Raw genomic sequence first — 16423 nt, 5'->3', positions numbered from 1 at the left:
AGGGCATGGCGAGCGTGGGAACACCCCCCAGCGTGGCGGGCAAGGTGATGGCCATTCTGGAGGCGTTCGCGCCCGGCGGCGTACGGCTGACCCTCACCGAGATCTGCCGGCGCGCGAGCCTGCCCCTCGCCACCGGTCACCGGCTCGTCGGCGAGCTGACCGCCGGCGGGTTCCTCGAACGCCTGTCCGACGGCTCCTACCGCGTCGGCATGCACCTGTGGCGCATCGGCGCGCAGGCCTCGGCCGCGACCGCGCTGCGCGAGCTGGCACTGCCGCACATGGAGGACCTGTACGAGGTCACCCATGAGAACGTCCAGCTCGCCGTGCTCAACGAGCACAAGGCCCTCTACCTCGAACGCCTGCGCGGCCCCCGGTCGGTGCCCATCGTGACGCGGGTGGCCGCCGAGCTCCCGCTGCACGCGACCGGCGTCGGCCGGGTGCTGCTCGCCTTCTCCTCGGATGAGTTCGTCGACGGCGTGCTCGCCGAGGGCCTGTCTCCGCACACGCCGCACACGATCACCGACCCCGAGCGGCTGCGGGCCTGCCTGGCCGAGGTCCGCCGGGTCGGCTACGCGGTGACCAGCGAGGAGATGACCCTCAACTCCTATTCGGTGGCGGCACCCGTGCGCGACGCCGGCGGCGGCGTGCTGGCCGCGATGTCGCTGGTCACCCGCAGGCAGGGCGCCGACCTGCGCAGGCTCGTGCCGGCCGTGCTCACGGCCACCCGGGCGCTGTCGCGCGACGTCATCGCCCACGGAGGTTCGACCGAGTGGCGCGACCTGGCCTGACGACCGTGAGACGGCCGTGTTGTGCGGCGGCCGGCGCACATCTACCGTCAGGTCGGTGATCTCTTTCTCCCCGTTTTAATACGGAGAGAATGGCCGGAATGTCCGCGCTGAGTGTGTATAAGTGCATGGCCATGACTTTCACCGCTATGCTCTTCGCGTGACGCTGACTGAGTGGGCGCGAGGACAAGGGATCAATCCCCACGCAACGTATCGCTGGTTCCGTAACGGGGCGCTTTCTGTGCCTGCTCAGCGTTTCGGGTCGCGTACGATCTTGATGAATATCGACGCGGCCACGACCTCGAGGTCATTGGCGACCTGGGTTCGTATGCCCGCGTCTCCTTCCGCGATCAGAAGGCCTATCTGGAAGCCAGGTCGCGTGGTTGTCGAAGTGGGCGGCAAGGGACGGTCACCAGGTCGTCCGTGTGGAGGCGGAGATCGACTCCGGCATGAACGGCTGCCGGTCGAAGGCCAGCACATGCTCGCCGACCCGGTTGTGACCAGCGTGGTGGTCGAGCGTGAAATCGCCGCGGCAGGTTGAACGTGGAGTTTGTCGAATCCGCTTTTTCCCCGCATGGCCGCCGCCTTGTGGTGCGCGATGGCGGCGAGGCTGAAGAGGATGTGGTGTGCGATGTGGTGACGGTGCTGACGTCGTTTTGTGTCTGCCTGTACGGCCGCCGTTCGGCGAATAATTGCGTTCTTGAAGCGTTGGAGGCCGACCGGCATGACTGATACGAAACTGCGGCCGATCGAGGCGCCGTTCGTCGCGTTGGGGCCGTCTGGTGTGGCGATTCGCACTCGGCTCAAGGGTCTTACGCCCGAGGACGAGAAGGTGTTGCGGGCCGTGGGCGCGCACCTGGGGACGCTCGCGTCTGGTGACCTCAAACGGCGCTGCGCTGACGGCCTGGACCACTCCAGCGACAGGTGGGCAGGGCGCAAGCGGGGCCTGATGGTTCGCCAAGACCCGGCGTCTGCGTGTGCTTGAAGACCGGCTCATCAGGGAGCGGGCCGACTGGGAGGCCGGGCGCGTCCGCGTCGTGCGGGGCGGCAAGAGGCTTGCCCGCAACCGTCACAACCTCCAGGCCGTCCAGCTCACCGAAGGGCAGTGGCGGAAGCGCTGGGAAGTCGAGCGCTGGTTCCTGACCGCCGACGGCGAATCCGGCAAGAGGTACGGCAATGAAACCATCCGCGTGACGCCGGACGGTGAAGTCTCACTCAAACTCCCCGCCACGCTGGCGCGTCTGGCCAACGCCAAGCATGGCCGATACGTCCTGACGGACGCTGTGGTGTTTCACCACCGCGGCGCCGAGTGGGCCGACCGGATCAACGCGAACCGGGCCGTGGCCTACCGTATCCACCTCGATGTCGAGCGAGGGCGCTGGTACCTCACCGCATCGTGGACGATCCCGCCGGTCAAAGCCATTCCGCTCGACCAAGTCAGGCGAGGCGGCCTGATCGGCGTGGACACCAATGCCGATCATCTGGCCGCGTGGCGCCTGGACGAGCACGGCAACCCGTGCGGCGAGCCCCTGCGGTTTTTCTACGATCTGTCCGGCAACGCTCAGCACCGCGACGCCCAGGTCCGCCATGCCCTCACCCGCCTGCTGCGCTGGGCCGTCCGGCACAGCTTGAGCATCGCGATCGAAGACCTCGACTTCGCGGCGGAAAAAACCCGCGAGAAACACGGCCGCCGCAAGCGGTTTCGAAAGCTGATCAGCGGAATGCCTGTGAGCAAGCTGCGAGCGCGGCTGGTCAGCATGGCCGCTGAGCTGGGGATCACGATCGTCGCGGTCGATCCTGCCTACACCTCCAAGTGGGGCGCCGAGCACTGGCAAAAACCTATGGTTACGCCCCACCGCAAGCCGACCCGTCACGATGCCGCCGGCATCGCGATCGGACGACGCGCCCTCGGGCACCGCATCCGGCGACGGACGGCACCGCCCCACGACGACCAGAGCGATCGTCGTGGGCATCGGACCGCCCAGGCCGCAGGCGCCGCCCGTGGGCGTGAGGGAACCCGCCCCCGCATCCCCGGACCACGGACACGATCCGCTCAAACCGGATACGGCGCGAACGCGGGCGACCAGGACGCTCAACACCGTTCGGAGCGTCCGACTGAGCCTGTGCAACTCACGCTCAGTCCTTAGGAACGGTTCGAATCCCCCTCCCGTTATGCTCAACACCGGATCGACCGGGTGCGGACGGCACTCGCCGAGGTGCCGGTTCGAGGCCGGCATGCCGCTCCACGTGCGGCGTTAGCTCAATTGGTAGAGCACGGCGACTTCAGGACTGATCCGTTCTCTTGAACGTGCCGGTGTGTGCAAACGGGCGGCACACCGGGGTCCGGGGGATGGACAACGCCCCCGGACCCCACCTCGCGAAGGCATCCGCGCCCGGAGAGTCCGCGCTGGGCGGGCGGGAAGGGACGCCGGGGTGAACGACACCTCGTTTCCGGCCGAGGCCGTCGGGGAGGCCGCCGCGGGCCTTGCCGAGGTCGCGTCCGGCTTCGCCGACGAGATCGGCGGCCCGATCACACTCGCCGAGCTCCTGGAGATCCTCGGCTGGACGGTCCCGGCGAACGATGAGGCCGTCGACGGCGGCTTCCCGCAGCCGCTGACGTTCAGGGTCACCCTGGCGGGCGGCGAACCGTACGACAGCGACGAGCCGTCCCGGGTCCCGGAGCTGAACGACGCCGTCTTCGCGGACGCGACCGAGTGCCAGGCCGCGCTGGCCGAGCGGCTCAGCGCCGAGACCGGTGTACCGGTCACCCCGCGACGGCTCGCGGAAGCCCTGCTCCAGGTGCTGCGCTCCGGACGGGTTCCGCTGGCCGACGTCCAGGGCGCGGACATCCGCGGGCTCACGGCCGAGGTGCCGGGGAAACGCATCCCCCGGCCAGGGCCCGGGGACGTGCTGGCGATTCCCGCGCGCGGGCGCGGCCACCGCCTGGCCGTCGTGCTGACGCGGAACCGCTTCGGCACCGCGCTCGGCCTGTTCGAGGGGTGCTCGCCGGACGGACGGCTCGACCCGGAGCTCCGCAAGACGCCACGGAAGCACCCGGTCTACACCGAGGAAAGCCAGATCACGAACGGGACCTGGAAGATCGTCGGTCACGACGAGAGCCTGCTCGCCCTGTTTTCCGCCGACCCGCCGATCTATCACGAGCCCGGCGCCTGGCCGGGGATCGTGGACACCGGTGAGTTCGGTGCGGCCGAGAGCGCCGACGGTTCCCTGCGGTTCATCGACGCGGACGAGGCGCGCGAGGTCGGACTCCAGGACGGGACGTACAGGTCCGGCTACCTCGCCACATTCCTGCAGACGGTCCTGGACGACGGGTGAGCGCCTCGGGCACGGCCGGGTGGGCTCGGGAGCGCCGGCCGCCATAACGGGCCGTACTCAGCCGAAGACGCCCTCCGGCGGAGGCGGTGACGGGCGGGCCGTCGCGTCGGTGACCGGGGCCGCGCCCGAGGCGAACCTCGTCAGGTCCTCCCCGTACACCACCCGGCCCGGGAACGGGTCGCCGGCGGCCCGGCGGGTCAGGTCGGCCACCGGCGGCTCCGTACGGCCGGCCACCAGGACGAGGTTGCCGAACCGGCGGCCTCGCAGCACCGCCGGATCGGCGACGAGGCACACCTCGGGCAGGACTTCGCGCAGCGTCGCCACCTGGGCGCGGGCGAAGGACAGCGGCGCGCCGTCGGCCAGGTTCGCGGCGTAGAACCCGCCCGGGCGCAGCGTGCGCGCGGCGGCGGTGTGGAACTCCACCGACGTCAGGTGCGCGGGCTGCCGCCCCGCGGCGTAGACGTCCGCCACGATGAGGTCGAAGACGTCCTCGGGCGCGCGGGCCAGGACGGCGCGCGCGTCGCCGACGCGGATCCGGATCCGCGCGCCGCGGTCGAGGGGGAGCCGCCGCCGTACGAGGTCGACCAGGGCGGCGTCGATCTCCACGACCTGCTGGGTGGACCGCGGCCGGGTGGCCGCGACGTAGCGCGCGAGCGTCAGGCCGCCGCCGCCGAGGTGCAGCACGCGCAGCGGCCGTCCTCGCGGTGCGATCAGGTCGACGACGTGGCCCAGCCGCCGGACGTACTCGAAGTCCAGATACTCCGGATCGTCCAGGTCGACGTGCGACTGGGGCGTGCCGTTGACCTCGAGCGTCCACGAGCGCGGCCGGTCGGGATCCGGCACGAGCGCGGCCACGCCGGAGTCGATCTTCTCCTCGACCGGTACCGGCCGTTGTCGGTGGGCCATCTGTCCAGTATCGAGCACGAACAGGCTGGTGGGTGAGTCGTCACACTCCGGAGGGGATTGAGAGCAGTGAGCGTAGGCGTATAGTTAGTTAGTACTAAGCAACCTTTGTTGCGAAATGATTACGAGCAGACACAGGAGCTCAGAGCCCTTATGACAGCGCCCGCCCAGACGCACAGACGTGCGGAACAGGCACGGCCCCTCGGACCGCACTACAAGTGGATCGCCCTCTCGAACACCACGCTCGGCGTGCTGATGGTGACGATCAACCAGTCGATCGTCCTCATCGCGCTCCCGAACATTTTCGATGGAATCGGGCTCAATCCCCTCGATTCCGGCAACACGAGTTACCTGCTGTGGATGATGATGGGCTTCATGGTCGTCACCGCCGTTCTGGTGGTGGCGTTCGGCAAGCTCGGCGACATGTTCGGCAGGGTCCGCATGTACAACCTCGGCTTCGCGGTGTTCACGGCCTGTTCCATCCTGCTGTCGGTGTGCTGGATGCACGGGGCGACCGCGGCGCTGTGGCTGATCGGCTGGCGTATCGCCCAGGGCATCGGCGGCGCCTTGCTGTTCGCGAACTCCACAGCGATCATCACCGACGCGTTCCCCGCCGCGCGGCGCGGCACCGCGTTGGGCATCAACTCCATCGCGGCGATCGCCGGATCGTTCATCGGCCTGATCCTCGGCGGCGTCCTCGGCCCGGTGAACTGGCACTGGGTCTTCCTCGTGTCCGTCCCGGTCGGCCTCTTCGGCACGTTCTGGGCGTTCATCAAGCTGCACGACACCGGAATCCGCCGGAAGACCAAGATCGACTGGTGGGGCAACCTCACCTTCGCGATCGGCCTCATCGCCGTGCTCGTCGGCATCACGTACGGCCTCCAGCCGTACGGCGGCCACACCATGGGCTGGACCAACCCCTGGGTGCTCGGCGCCCTCATCGGCGGCGTCGTCGTCCTGATCGCCTTCCTGATCATCGAGAGCAAGATCAAAGAACCGCTCTTCAACCTGTCGCTCTTCCGCAACCGCACCTTCGCCGCCGGCAACCTCGCCAACCTGCTGATGGCGCTCGGCCGTGGTGGTCTGCAGTTCATGCTGATCATCTGGCTGCAGGGCATCTGGCTGCCGCAGCACGGGTACAGCTTCGAGGACACGCCGCTCTGGGCGGGCATCTACATGATCCCGCTGACCGTCGGCTTCCTGTTCTCCGCGCCGCTGTCGGGCATCCTGGGGGACAAGCTCGGCCACCGCTACTTCACCGTCGGCGGCACGCTCATCACCGGGCTGAGCTTCCTGCTCATGCTCATCATCCCGGTGAACTTCTCCTATCCGGTCTTCGCCCTGCTGCTGGTCATCAACGGCATCGGCTCCGGCATGTTCTCCTCGCCGAACCGCGCGGAGATCATGAACTCGGTCCCGGCCGACCAGCGCGGCGTCGGCGCCGGCATGAACGCCACCTTCATGAACGCCTCGTCCGTGCTGTCCATCGGCATCTTCTTCAGCCTGATGGTGGTCGGCCTGGCGGCGAAGCTGCCGGACACCATGTACAGCGGTCTGGTCTCGCAGGGCATCCAGCCGCAGTCGGCGCAGACGATCGCGCATCTGCCGCCGATCGCGGTGCTGTTCGCCGCGTTCCTGGGCTACAACCCGATGCAGCAGCTGCTCGGGCCCGAGCTGGGTCACCTGAAGGACCACGGCGCCTACCTGACCGGCCGCAGCTACTTCCCGCACCTGATCACCTCGCCGTTCCACCAGGGCCTGGTCATCGCGTTCGCGTTCGCCATCGCCGCCTGCGTGATCGCCGCGATCGCGTCGCTGCTGACCAAGCGTGCCAAGAAGCAGGCCCAGCACGAGTCCGTCGGTTCGGAGCTGGCCGGTGTGGCCGGCGAGGCCGGCAGCGGCATGAGCGAGCTGAACGTCCCGCAGATGGTGCCCAACGGCTCGGGTCCGTCTCCGCAGGAGTCGTTCGTTCACGAGGGCACCGGCGATCCCGGGGCGCACGGCGTACGAGGCCTGGTCCACGACGGCGCCGGCAACCCGGTGGCGTTCGCGGCGATCACCATCGCCGGCCCGGACGGGCACCAGCTCGGGCGCACCAACACGGGTCCCGACGGCCGGTACGCCTTCCAGGCTCCTCCGGGCGACTACCTCGTGATCACGAGCGCGCCCGGGTGGGTGCCGCAGGCGGCGACGGTGCTGGTCGGCGCGTCCGGCGCGGTACAGGACTTCGCCCTCGACGGCGACGCGTCCGGCCCGACCGGGGAGATGCGCGGCGTCGTCCGCTCGCCCGAAGGCAACCCGCTCGGCGGCATCACGACCACGGTCACCGACGAGACCGGCGAGGTCATCGCGACCACGACCACCGGCCACGACGGGACGTACCACCTCACCGGTCTGGCGGACGGGCACTACACCGTCGTCGCGGCGGGGCACCGGCCCGCCACGGTCGCGGTGCGCATCGACTCCGGCGAGCCCGCCACGGTACGCGTGGCGCTGGGCGAATGACCACGGGTCCGGCGAAGCCGGCGACGGAGCCCGCCGCGACGGCGGGGTCCGCCGCGACGGCGGGGCGGCTCAGGCTCGCGATGGCGAGCCTGAACCGCAAGCTCCGCAAGGACTGGCCCGACGACCTGACACCGAGCCGGCTGTCGGCGCTGGCCACCGTCGCGGCCGGTGAGCCGCTGTCGGTGGGGGAGCTCGCCAAGCGGATGGCCGTCAGCACGCCCACCGTGTCGCACATCGTCGACGCGCTGGACAAGCTCGGCCTCATCGACCGGCTGCAGGACCCGAACGACCGGCGCGTCTGCCGGCTCACGGCCAGTGAGGCCGGGACCGAGCTGCTGGAGGAGCTGAGCAGGCGCACCACCGGAAGACTCGCCGAACGCATCCACCAGCTGCCGCCCGCTCAGCGGTCTGCGCTGGAGGCCGCCCTACCCGCCCTCGAGGCCCTCGCGGCGGCCCCTGAATAGCCATTAATCGGAGGAAGAAACACTCATGGTTGAGAACGCGGCGCTACGGGAGACGCTCACCGTCTTCGGCACCGTCCGGCGCACCGAGGGCCCGCCGGTCTCGGGGGCGGTCGTGACGCTGGCCGACATGGCGGGGCGCAAGATCGGTTCGGCGTACACCGGGCCGGACGGGGAGTACCGCCTCAGCGTCAGCAACGGCGGCACGTACCTCATCATCGCCTCGGCACCGGGGCACGAGCCGATCGCCTCGCTCGTCGCCGTCGGAGACGACACCGTCCGTCACGACATGACCGTCGCCGGCGTCGGCGGGCTGACCGGCAACGTGCGGATCGCCGGCAGCGGCACGCCCGTGCGGGGCGCCACCATCACCGTCACCGACGTGCAGGGGGAGGTCGTCGGCACCGCGCGTACGGGCGAGGAGGGCGGCTTCTCCTTCATCAGCCTGCCCGAGGGCATGTACACCCTGGTCGTGTCCGCGCCGTCCCACCAGCCGGCCGCCGCCGCCGTCACCATCCGCCAGGGCACCCAGGCGCGGCAGGACCTGGTGCTCGCCGCCCGGGGTTCGCTGCACGGCGAGGTCTGGAGTCACGACAGACCGTACGAGAACGCACGAGTCACTCTGATGAACGAGGACGGGAAGATCGTCGCGACCACGATGAGCGACGCGAACGGTTCGTTCTCCTTCGGCGACCTCGCGCTGGGGAACTACACGCTCGTCGCCGCCGGACATGGTCCGGCCGCCGTGTCCGTCCAGGTCAAGGACGGCCAGGCCGCCGACGCCGACATCACCCTGACCGCCTGAAAGGGGCCCCTCTCGTGAATCCCTCAGTCACGGCCCGGGTGCTCGCCCCCGGAGGCTGGCCGGTCGAGCACGCGGTCCTCACCCTCACCGACGCGGCGGGCCGGCAGGTCGGCCGTACGACGGTGGACTCGGCCGGACGCGCCGCCATCGCGCAGGTGTCGCCGGGCGCGTACACGCTCATCATCTCCGCGCCCGGCCACCAGCCGGTCGCGCGCAGCGCGGTCGTCGGCGCCGGCGGGCTCGATCTGGGCGAGATCCAGCTCACCACCACCGGCGATCTCCAGCTGCCCGAGCCGGGCGTCTGGGACGTCGACCCGGTGCACTCCTCGGTCCACTTCCGCGCCCGGCACCTCGGGCTGGCGAGCGTGCGCGGCCGTATCGCCGAGTTCAGCGGCGCGGCGACGATCACCGAGCCGGCCGAGAACTCCGTCGTCGAGGTCACGCTCAAGGCCGACAGCGTCGACACCGGCAACGCCGATCGCGACACGCACCTGCGCAGCAAGGACTTCCTGCACACGGAGGCGTTTCCCGAGATCGGGTTCCGGAGCAAGGGCCTGCGCCCGCGGGGCCAGGACCGCTGGGCGATGGACAGCGAGCTGACCATCCGCGGCGTGACCCGCCAGGTCGTACTCGACCTGACCTACCTCGGCGTCGGACCGGACCCGTGGGGCGGCACGCGCGCGGCCTTCCACGCGGTGACCGAGCTGCGGCGCGAGGACTTCGCCATCGACTGGAACCAGGCGGTGCGCGTCGGCATCGGCGTGATCGGCGGCATCCTCCAGGTCGAGCTCGACGTCGAGTTGGTACGCCGCTGAGCCCTTCTACTACGACGCGTAGTACTGTCTCGTCCCGTAATGGTCGGGTCGAGGGGAAGGCTGACGCGTGGTCGACACGCTGGCGGTGACACTGATCGTCGGCATGCTGGTCCTCGCCGGGCTGAGCCTGGTGATGACGGCGCTGGACCGCCGGGTCGGCAGGCTCCTGCTGGCCGCGGCGGTCCTCGGCGAGGCCGGGCTGCTCGTGCAGGTGGTGTGGGCGGTCGTCCGTCTCGCCGGGGGAGCGCGCTCGGACGGCGGAATGGCGATCTTCATCGGCTACCTCGCCGGGTCGCTGGTCATCCTGCCCATCGCCGCCGCGTGGGGGCTGGCGGAGCGCACCCGGTGGGGACCGGCCGTCGTGGCGGCCGGCTTCCTGGTGTCGGCCGTGCTCATCGTCCGAATGCAGCAGGTGTGGCATGGCTGAGGAGACCCGGGCGGCGACCGAAGACCGGGCCGTCCGCCGCAGCGGCCCCGGCCGCGTGCTGATCGCCGTCTACGGGGTGTTCGCCCTCGCCGCCGGGGCGCGGGCCGGCGTGCAGATCGGCACCAATTTCCACGAGGCGCCGGTGGCGTACGTGCTGTCGGCGTTCGCCGCGGTGGTCTACATCGTGGCCACGGTGACGCTGGCGCGGTCGGGCCGCACGTCCCACCGCATCGCGGTCACCTCGTGCTCGATCGAGCTGATCGGCGTGATCGCGATCGGCACTTACAGCCTCACCGACAAGGCCGCCTTCCCGGACGCGACCGTGTGGTCGGGCTACGGCAGCGGGTACGGCTACGTGCCGCTCGTGCTGCCGATGCTCGGCCTGCTGTGGCTGTGGCGCACCCGCCGCCCGGCACCCGCCGCGGACTCCTGAGCGACCTCAGGGCGTCTCGCCGGTTTCGGTCGTGATCCAGTCGCCGGGCGGCTCCGCTCGTACTCTGTCGAGCGCCTCGCTCGTCGTTCGCTGATCGTCGCGGAGGATCACGTCCTGCCCGGCGGACCGGCGGACCGGCGGATCGCGGGGGTCGTCCGCGACGTCGGATTCCGACTGGATCAGGCGTGTGCGGCCCCCGTTCCAGCAGGGCGGCCTCGCCCTTCTCGCGTTTCCCGGTCGGCGTCGAAGACGTCCGTCATGCCACGAAACGTCATTGATTCCCTTCTGCGGTCGCCGGGGGTGCCTCTCTCAAGGCGGCTCGATTGACAGCTCGCAGGGCTAACCGTTATCTATAAGGCTAACGGTTAGATAGGGGAGATCGTGCCGCGGCTTCAGGCGGACCTGCGCCGGCTCGGGCATGCGAGAAGAACCGGACCCACCGAAGGAGTGGATCGTGAGCAATGCCACCGATACACCGGTGCTTCGCGCCCGCGGGTCGCGGAAGGAGTACGGCAAGGGGGACGGCATGGTGCGCGCCGTCGACGATGTCGATCTCGACATCGCCGCGGGAGAGACGGTGGCGATCATGGGGCCCAGCGGCTGCGGGAAGTCCACGCTGCTCTACCTGCTCGGCGGGCTCGACCGGCCCACGAGCGGCGAGGTGGAGCTCGACGGCCGGTGCGTCGACGACATCGGTGAGAAGGCTCTGGCCCGCATGCGACGAACCGACGTCAGCTACATCTTCCAGTCCTTCCATCTGATGGAGGAGCTCACCGCCGCGGAGAACGTCGAGCTGTCGGCGCTGCCGGCCGGGCACTCGCCACGGGCGGCTCGGCGGCGCGCCGAACAGCTGCTGGAGCAGGTCCGGCCGGCCGGCCGGACGGGTTTCCTGCCCTCGGCGCTGTCCGGTGACCAGCGGCAGCGGGTCGCGGTCGCCCGTGCGTTGAGCAACGAGCCGTCGGTCGTCCTCGCCGACGAGCCGACCGGAAATCTGGACGGCGCCGCCACCCTGGACGTCCCCCAGCTCTTCGAGACGCTGCACGAGCCCGGGCAGACGCTGGTCATCGTCACCCACGACAGCCGGATCGCGGCCACCGCGGACCGGCTGATCTCGATGCGCGACGGCGCGTTCGTGGACGAGACGAGCCTGACCGGCGGCACCACCGGGCGACTCGGCACTTTCGCCGAGCTGGAGGACTGAACGCGATGGGCCGCGTTCTGCTCGTGAGCCGCCTCGCCGTCCGCGACCTACGGCGGCGCCGCACCGAGGCCGTGCTGTTGCTGCTCGCCATCATGGCGGCCACCACGACGCTGACGCTCGCACTCGTCCTGCGCGACGCGGCCGGCGACCCGTACCAGAGCACCCGCGAAGCGACCAACGGTCCCGACGTGGTCGCCGGCGTTCAGTCCGCCGGGCTCGACCGCCTGGAGAAACTGGCGAGCAAGCCCGATGTCACCGACCACAGCGGGCCGTACCCGGTCACCGCGGCGAAACTGCGGACCTCCGGCAAGACGTCGGACGTGCAGGCCGTGGGGCGCGACGCCGCGCCCGCGTCGGTCGACCAGCCCAAGGTGATCCAGGGCGGCTGGGTCGGCGACGGCGGCGTCGTGGTCGAGGCCGCGTTCGCCGACGCGGTCGACGTGCACGTCGGCGACACGGTCGGGTTGGGAGGCAGGTCGTTCAAGGTCGTCGGCGTCGCGGTCACCGCCGCCATGCCGCCCTATCCGGGGTCGTCCTGCATCGTCGCTTCCGGCTGTGTGAACGGAGCGGTCACCGACGACGGCGATGCGCCGGCGGGACTGCTGCACAACCCGGGGCTGGTCTGGCTCACCAAGGCCGACGTCCGGAGCCTCACATCCGATCCGGCCTCTCTGGCCTACGTGGCGAACCTGAAGCTCGCCGATCCGGCCCAGGCCCAGGCGTTCGTCGACGGCAACCAGGGTGACCGCGGTCGTCCCCTGCCCATGCGGAGCTGGCGGGACATCCAGGGCGAAGCCACCGAACTGGCCCGAGACTCGCAGATTCTGCTGCTGCTCGGCGCCTGGCTGCTCGCCCTGCTCGCCGTGGCGAGCCTCTCAGTGCTGGTCGGCGGCCGGATGGCCGATCAGACCAGACGCGTCGGGCTGCTGAAGGCCGTCGGCGGCACCCCGAGCCTGGTCGCCGCGGTGCTGCTCGCCGAATACGCCCTCGTGGCCATCGTCGCGGCCGCGGCCGGATTGACGATCGGCTCGCTGACCGCGCCCCTGCTCGCCGGGTCGAGTGCCGGCCTCGTCGGCAGCGCGGGCACGCCGTCGCTGACCGCGTCCACGGCCGGTCTGGTGCTCGGCGTGGCACTCGTCGTCGCGGTCGTCGCGACCGCCGTCCCCGCCGTACGGGCGGCCCGCACCAGCACCGTCAAGGCGCTGGCCGACGCACCGCGCCCGCCCCGCCGCATGGGATGGCTGATCGCGCTGTCGGCACGGCTGCCCGTGCCGCTGCTGCTCGCCCTGCGGGTCACCGGCCGCCGGCCGCGGCGCGCCGTGCTGGCGGTCGTCAGCATCGCGATCACCGTCAGCGGCATCTACGTCCTGCTGATCCTCAACGCCTTCCTCGCGGCCCAGCCGGGTAAGGGCGGATACGACGAAGCCCAGGTCGGCACGTTGCGTCACGTGCTGCTCGTCTGGTCGATCATTCTGCTCTGCCTCGCGGCGATCAACGCCGTCGTCATCACCTGGGCGACGGTGCTCGACAACCGGCATTCGTCGGCGCTGACGCGTGCGCTGGGCGCGACCCCCGGTGAGGTGACGACGGCACTGGCGGCCGCGCAGGTGCTGCCCGCGCTCGTCGGCGCCGTCCTGGGCGTCTTCCCGGGCGGCCTCGCGTTGTTCGGGGCCATCAACGCCATCACCGGTGGTGACGGCTCCAGGGCCACGTCCCCCTCGCTGTGGCAGGTGCTCGTCCTGGTGGCGGCGACGATGATCACGGTGGCGGCGCTCACCGCCGTTCCCGTCCGTCTCGGCGGCCGCCGTTCGGTGGCCGACGATCTGCGGGCCGAACCCGCATGATCCGGGCAGGCCGCCGGAGAGCCGGTCACCGAGTCGACGCCGGCGCCCTCGCCCGGCAGGACCTCGGAGGGCCGTCACTGCGGACCTGAGAGCCCACGCTCTAGGCGTGGCGGACCCGGCCGCCGACCTCGATCGTGTCGTGTGCCCCCGGCCGACCCGCACCGGCCGACCTCCCGGCTGGGCCGGGGGTCGTCAGGATCTGGGAGCCGCGGCCCTGGGTGATGGTCAGGGCGCGGCCGAGGTGGGCGGTCAGCAGGAGCGCCGCCGCCCCGGTGGCCTCGTCCTCGTCGATGCCGTCGCCCCGTCCGGGAAAGGCGCGGGCACGGACGCGGCCCTCCGCCTCGTCCTGCCACGCCCACGCGTACACCCACTCACCCGGCGGGGGTACGGGCAGCGCCTCCACCTCGGCGGCCGAACCGTACTCCCGCAGGGTCCGGGGCGGCGCCCACGCGGCAGGCGCGGCGATCCACACCAGTCCGTCCACGCGGCGTACGGTCACCACGCCCGCGGGCGTGACCAGCCGCGGGACGCCGAGCAGCCAGGCCGCGCCGACACACGGATGGCCGGCGAAGGGCAGCCGCAGCGTCGGCGTGTAGATGTCGATCAGTCCGCGCTCCGGATCGTCGACGAACACGGTCTCGCTGAAGCCCAGCTCCCGGGCCAGCTTCTGCCGGCCGGACTCGCTCGGAACCGAGGCGCCGTCGCGGACGACCGCCAGTTCGTTGCCGTGTCGGCCGTCGGGATCACAGAAGACGCGCAGGACGTTGTGGTCGGTCATCCCCGCAGTCAACCAGGCGCCTGGGGCGCGCCGGCAGGGCCGGGTTACCATTCGCCGGTACGGTCCACCGACGAGGAGGTCGGGTCCGATGGCACCACTGGCCAGTTATGTCTCCGGCGCCTGGCACGTCCCGCAGGACGAGGGCGCCCCGCTGTACGACGCGGTGACGGGCACGGAGATCGCGCGGATCTCCTCCTCCGGCGTGGACTTCCGCGCCGCGCTCGAGTACGGACGCGGGGTCGGCGGCCCGGTCCTGCGCGAGATGACCTTTCATCAACGGGCCGCGCTGCTCAAGGCGCTGGCCTCGGAGCTGCGGGGTCACCGCGAGGAGCTGTACGACCTGTCGCTGCGCAGCGGCGCGACGCTGAACGACGCCAGGTTCGACGTCGACGGCGGCATCGGCGTCCTGTTCTCCTACTCCAGCAAGGGCCGCCGCGAACTGCCCGACGACACCGTCTACGTCGAGGACGGCCTGGAGCCGCTGAGCAAGTCCGGCGGGTTCGTCGGCCGGCACGTCTGTACGCCGCTGCGAGGCGTCGCGGTGCAGATCAACGCCTTCAACTTCCCGGTCTGGGGGCCGCTGGAGAAGCTCGCGCCGGCGTTCCTGGCCGGCGTGCCGAGCCTGATCAAGCCGGCCGCGCAGACCGCCTATCTCACCGCGCGGCTCGTCGAGCTGATCGTCGAGTCGGGGCTGCTGCCGGAGGGCTCGGTGCAGCTCGTCTGCGGCGACGCGCGCGACCTGCTGGACCACCTGACCGAGCAGGACCTCGTGGCGTTCACCGGGTCGGCCGCGACCGCCGCGCTGCTGCGTTCCCACCCGGCCGTGGTCAGCCGGTCGGTGCGCTTCAACGCCGAGGCCGACTCGCTCAACTGCTCCATTCTGGGCCCGGACGTACGCCCCGGCGATCCGGAGTTCGGCGTCTTCGTCGAGCAGCTCGTCACCGAGATGACGGTCAAGGCGGGGCAGAAGTGCACCGCCATCCGGCGCGCCCTTGTACCCGCCGGGGTCATCGACGACGTCGAGCGGGCCGTCGCCGAACGCCTCGCGGAGGTGACGGTCGGTAACCCGGCCGACCCCTCCGTACGCATGGGTGCGCTGGCGGGGCTGGGACAGCGCGAGGAGGTGCGCCGGTCGCTCAAGGCACTGTCGGCCGGCGCGCGTACGGTCTTCGGCGACCCCGAACACGTGCGGGTCGTGGACGCCGACCCCGAGCGCGGCGCGTTCCTGTCGCCGATCCTGCTGCGCGCCGACGACACCGGCCGGGACGAGCCCCACGAGGTGGAGGCGTTCGGGCCGGTCAGCACCCTGCTCCCGTACGGCGCCCCCGACGAGGCCGTCGCGCTGGCGGCACGCGGCCGGGGCAGCCTCGCCGGTTCGGTGGTGACCGGCGACCCGGAGTTCGCCCGCGCGATGGTGGTGGGTGTCGCGCCGTGGCACGGTCGGCTGCTCGTCGTCGACGCGGAGACCGCACGCGAGTCCACCGGGCACGGTTCGCCGCTGCCGGCCCTCGTCCACGGCGGGCCCGGCCGGGCGGGCGGCGGCGAGGAGATGGGCGGCATCCGCGGCGTGCTGCACCACATGCAGCGCACCGCCGTACAGGCGAGCCCGCGGATGCTCACCGCGGTCACGGGCCGGTGGACGCCCGGCGCCGAGCGTACGGTCACCGACGTCCACCCGTTCCGCAAGCACCTCGGCGAGCTGCGGGTCGGTGACACGGTGGTGGCCGGGCCGCGCACCGTGACGCTGGCCGACATCGAGCACTTCGCGGAGTTCACCGGCGACACGTTCTACGCGCACATGGACGAGGAGGCCGCGCGGGCCAACCCGTTCTTCGAGGGCCGCGTGGCCCACGGGTACCTGATCGTGTCGCTGGCCGCCGGCCTGTTCGTGCATCCGGACCCCGGTCCGGTGCTGGCCAACTACGGCCTGGAGAACCTCCGCTTCCTCACTCCCGTCTACCCCGGCGACGAGCTGACCGTGACGCTCACCGCGAAACGGATCGAGCCGCGGCACGGCGCGGAGTACGGCGAGGTGCGCTGGGACGCCGACGTGACCAAGCAGGACGGCTCGTCCGTGGCCAAGTACGACGTGCTGACGCTCGTCGCGAAGGGAGACTGAGCGCCCGGGCG

16 protein-coding genes are annotated in these 16423 nt (G+C 71.0%); 14 read left to right on the top strand and 2 right to left on the bottom strand.

Features of this window, described 5'->3' with window-relative positions:
* Positions 1-5 precede the first annotated feature (5 nt).
* The 5 genes from OG417_RS36125 (at position 6) to OG417_RS36105 (ending at position 4121) form a co-directional block, all read left to right on the top strand.
* Positions 6-788: an IclR family transcriptional regulator gene (locus OG417_RS36125; RefSeq protein ID WP_329238609.1), complete on the top strand. Its 783-nt coding sequence runs from the start codon at positions 6-8 to the stop codon at positions 786-788.
* A 157-nt stretch (positions 789-945) separates the two neighbouring features.
* Entirely contained in the window at positions 946-1326 is a 381-nt protein-coding gene (locus tag OG417_RS36120) for a hypothetical protein (protein WP_329238606.1), read from the top strand.
* A gap of 2 nt (positions 1327-1328) precedes the next feature.
* Positions 1329-1517 carry a hypothetical protein gene (locus tag OG417_RS36115; RefSeq protein ID WP_329238603.1) on the top strand — a complete coding sequence of 63 codons (189 nt, stop codon included), beginning with the start codon at positions 1329-1331 and terminating at the stop codon, positions 1515-1517.
* 245 nt (positions 1518-1762) lie between these two features.
* Positions 1763-2932: a hypothetical protein gene (locus OG417_RS36110; RefSeq protein ID WP_329238600.1), complete on the top strand. Its 1170-nt coding sequence runs from the start codon at positions 1763-1765 to the stop codon at positions 2930-2932.
* 286 nt (positions 2933-3218) lie between these two features.
* Positions 3219-4121, top strand: coding sequence for a hypothetical protein (locus OG417_RS36105; protein ID WP_329238599.1), 903 nt, complete (start codon positions 3219-3221; stop codon positions 4119-4121).
* A 57-nt stretch (positions 4122-4178) separates the two neighbouring features.
* On the opposite strand, the gene OG417_RS36100 is transcribed toward OG417_RS36105, so the two are convergent.
* The gene (locus OG417_RS36100) at positions 4179-5027 is read right to left on the bottom strand and encodes a spermidine synthase (protein ID WP_329238595.1); all 849 of its coding nucleotides are present in this window, start codon (positions 5025-5027) and stop codon (positions 4179-4181) included.
* 150 nt (positions 5028-5177) lie between these two features.
* Here OG417_RS36100 and OG417_RS36095 point away from each other — a divergent pair, with 150 nt between their 5' ends.
* The 8 genes from OG417_RS36095 to OG417_RS36060 all read left to right on the top strand — a co-directional run bounded on the left by OG417_RS36095 (position 5178) and on the right by OG417_RS36060 (position 13515).
* Entirely contained in the window at positions 5178-7529 is a 2352-nt protein-coding gene (locus OG417_RS36095) for an MFS transporter (RefSeq protein ID WP_329238593.1), read from the top strand.
* Complete coding sequence (locus OG417_RS36090) at positions 7526-7993, top strand: MarR family winged helix-turn-helix transcriptional regulator (protein WP_329238589.1); 468 nt, start codon at positions 7526-7528, stop codon at positions 7991-7993. The genes OG417_RS36095 and OG417_RS36090 overlap by 4 nt, the downstream gene beginning before the upstream one ends.
* A 25-nt stretch (positions 7994-8018) precedes the next feature.
* Positions 8019-8795 (top strand): carboxypeptidase-like regulatory domain-containing protein, encoded by a 777-nt coding sequence (locus OG417_RS36085; RefSeq protein ID WP_329238587.1) that lies wholly within the window; start codon positions 8019-8021, stop codon positions 8793-8795.
* A 14-nt stretch (positions 8796-8809) separates the two neighbouring features.
* Positions 8810-9610 carry a YceI family protein gene (locus tag OG417_RS36080; RefSeq protein WP_329238584.1) on the top strand — a complete coding sequence of 267 codons (801 nt, stop codon included), beginning with the start codon at positions 8810-8812 and terminating at the stop codon, positions 9608-9610.
* 67 nt (positions 9611-9677) lie between these two features.
* On the top strand, positions 9678-10037 hold the full coding sequence (locus tag OG417_RS36075; protein WP_329238582.1) for a hypothetical protein: 360 nt from the start codon (positions 9678-9680) through the stop codon (positions 10035-10037).
* Positions 10030-10470: a hypothetical protein gene (locus tag OG417_RS36070; RefSeq protein ID WP_329238579.1), complete on the top strand. Its 441-nt coding sequence runs from the start codon at positions 10030-10032 to the stop codon at positions 10468-10470. The genes OG417_RS36075 and OG417_RS36070 overlap by 8 nt, the downstream gene beginning before the upstream one ends.
* Before the next feature lie 454 nt (positions 10471-10924).
* A complete protein-coding gene (locus OG417_RS36065) occupies positions 10925-11671 on the top strand; it encodes an ABC transporter ATP-binding protein (protein ID WP_329238576.1) in 747 nt (248 codons plus the stop codon).
* 5 nt (positions 11672-11676) lie between these two features.
* Complete coding sequence (locus tag OG417_RS36060; protein WP_329238573.1) at positions 11677-13515, top strand: ABC transporter permease; 1839 nt, start codon at positions 11677-11679, stop codon at positions 13513-13515.
* Between the two features lie 100 nt (positions 13516-13615).
* Here OG417_RS36060 and OG417_RS36055 read toward each other — a convergent pair whose 3' ends face one another.
* On the bottom strand, positions 13616-14293 hold the full coding sequence (locus OG417_RS36055; protein WP_329238570.1) for a PhzF family phenazine biosynthesis protein: 678 nt from the start codon (positions 14291-14293) through the stop codon (positions 13616-13618).
* Between the two features lie 88 nt (positions 14294-14381).
* On the opposite strand from OG417_RS36055, the gene paaZ reads away from it, so the two are divergent.
* Positions 14382-16412: a phenylacetic acid degradation bifunctional protein PaaZ gene (paaZ, locus tag OG417_RS36050; protein WP_329238568.1), complete on the top strand. Its 2031-nt coding sequence runs from the start codon at positions 14382-14384 to the stop codon at positions 16410-16412.
* The last annotated feature ends 11 nt before the right edge of the window (positions 16413-16423 follow it).

This window comes from Actinoallomurus sp. NBC_01490 (genome assembly GCF_036227085.1).
Taxonomy (GTDB): Bacteria; Actinomycetota; Actinomycetes; order Streptosporangiales; family Streptosporangiaceae; genus Actinoallomurus; species Actinoallomurus oryzae.
Note: the sequence above shows the minus strand (reverse complement) of the source record. Positions and strands in the feature narration are given on the sequence as shown.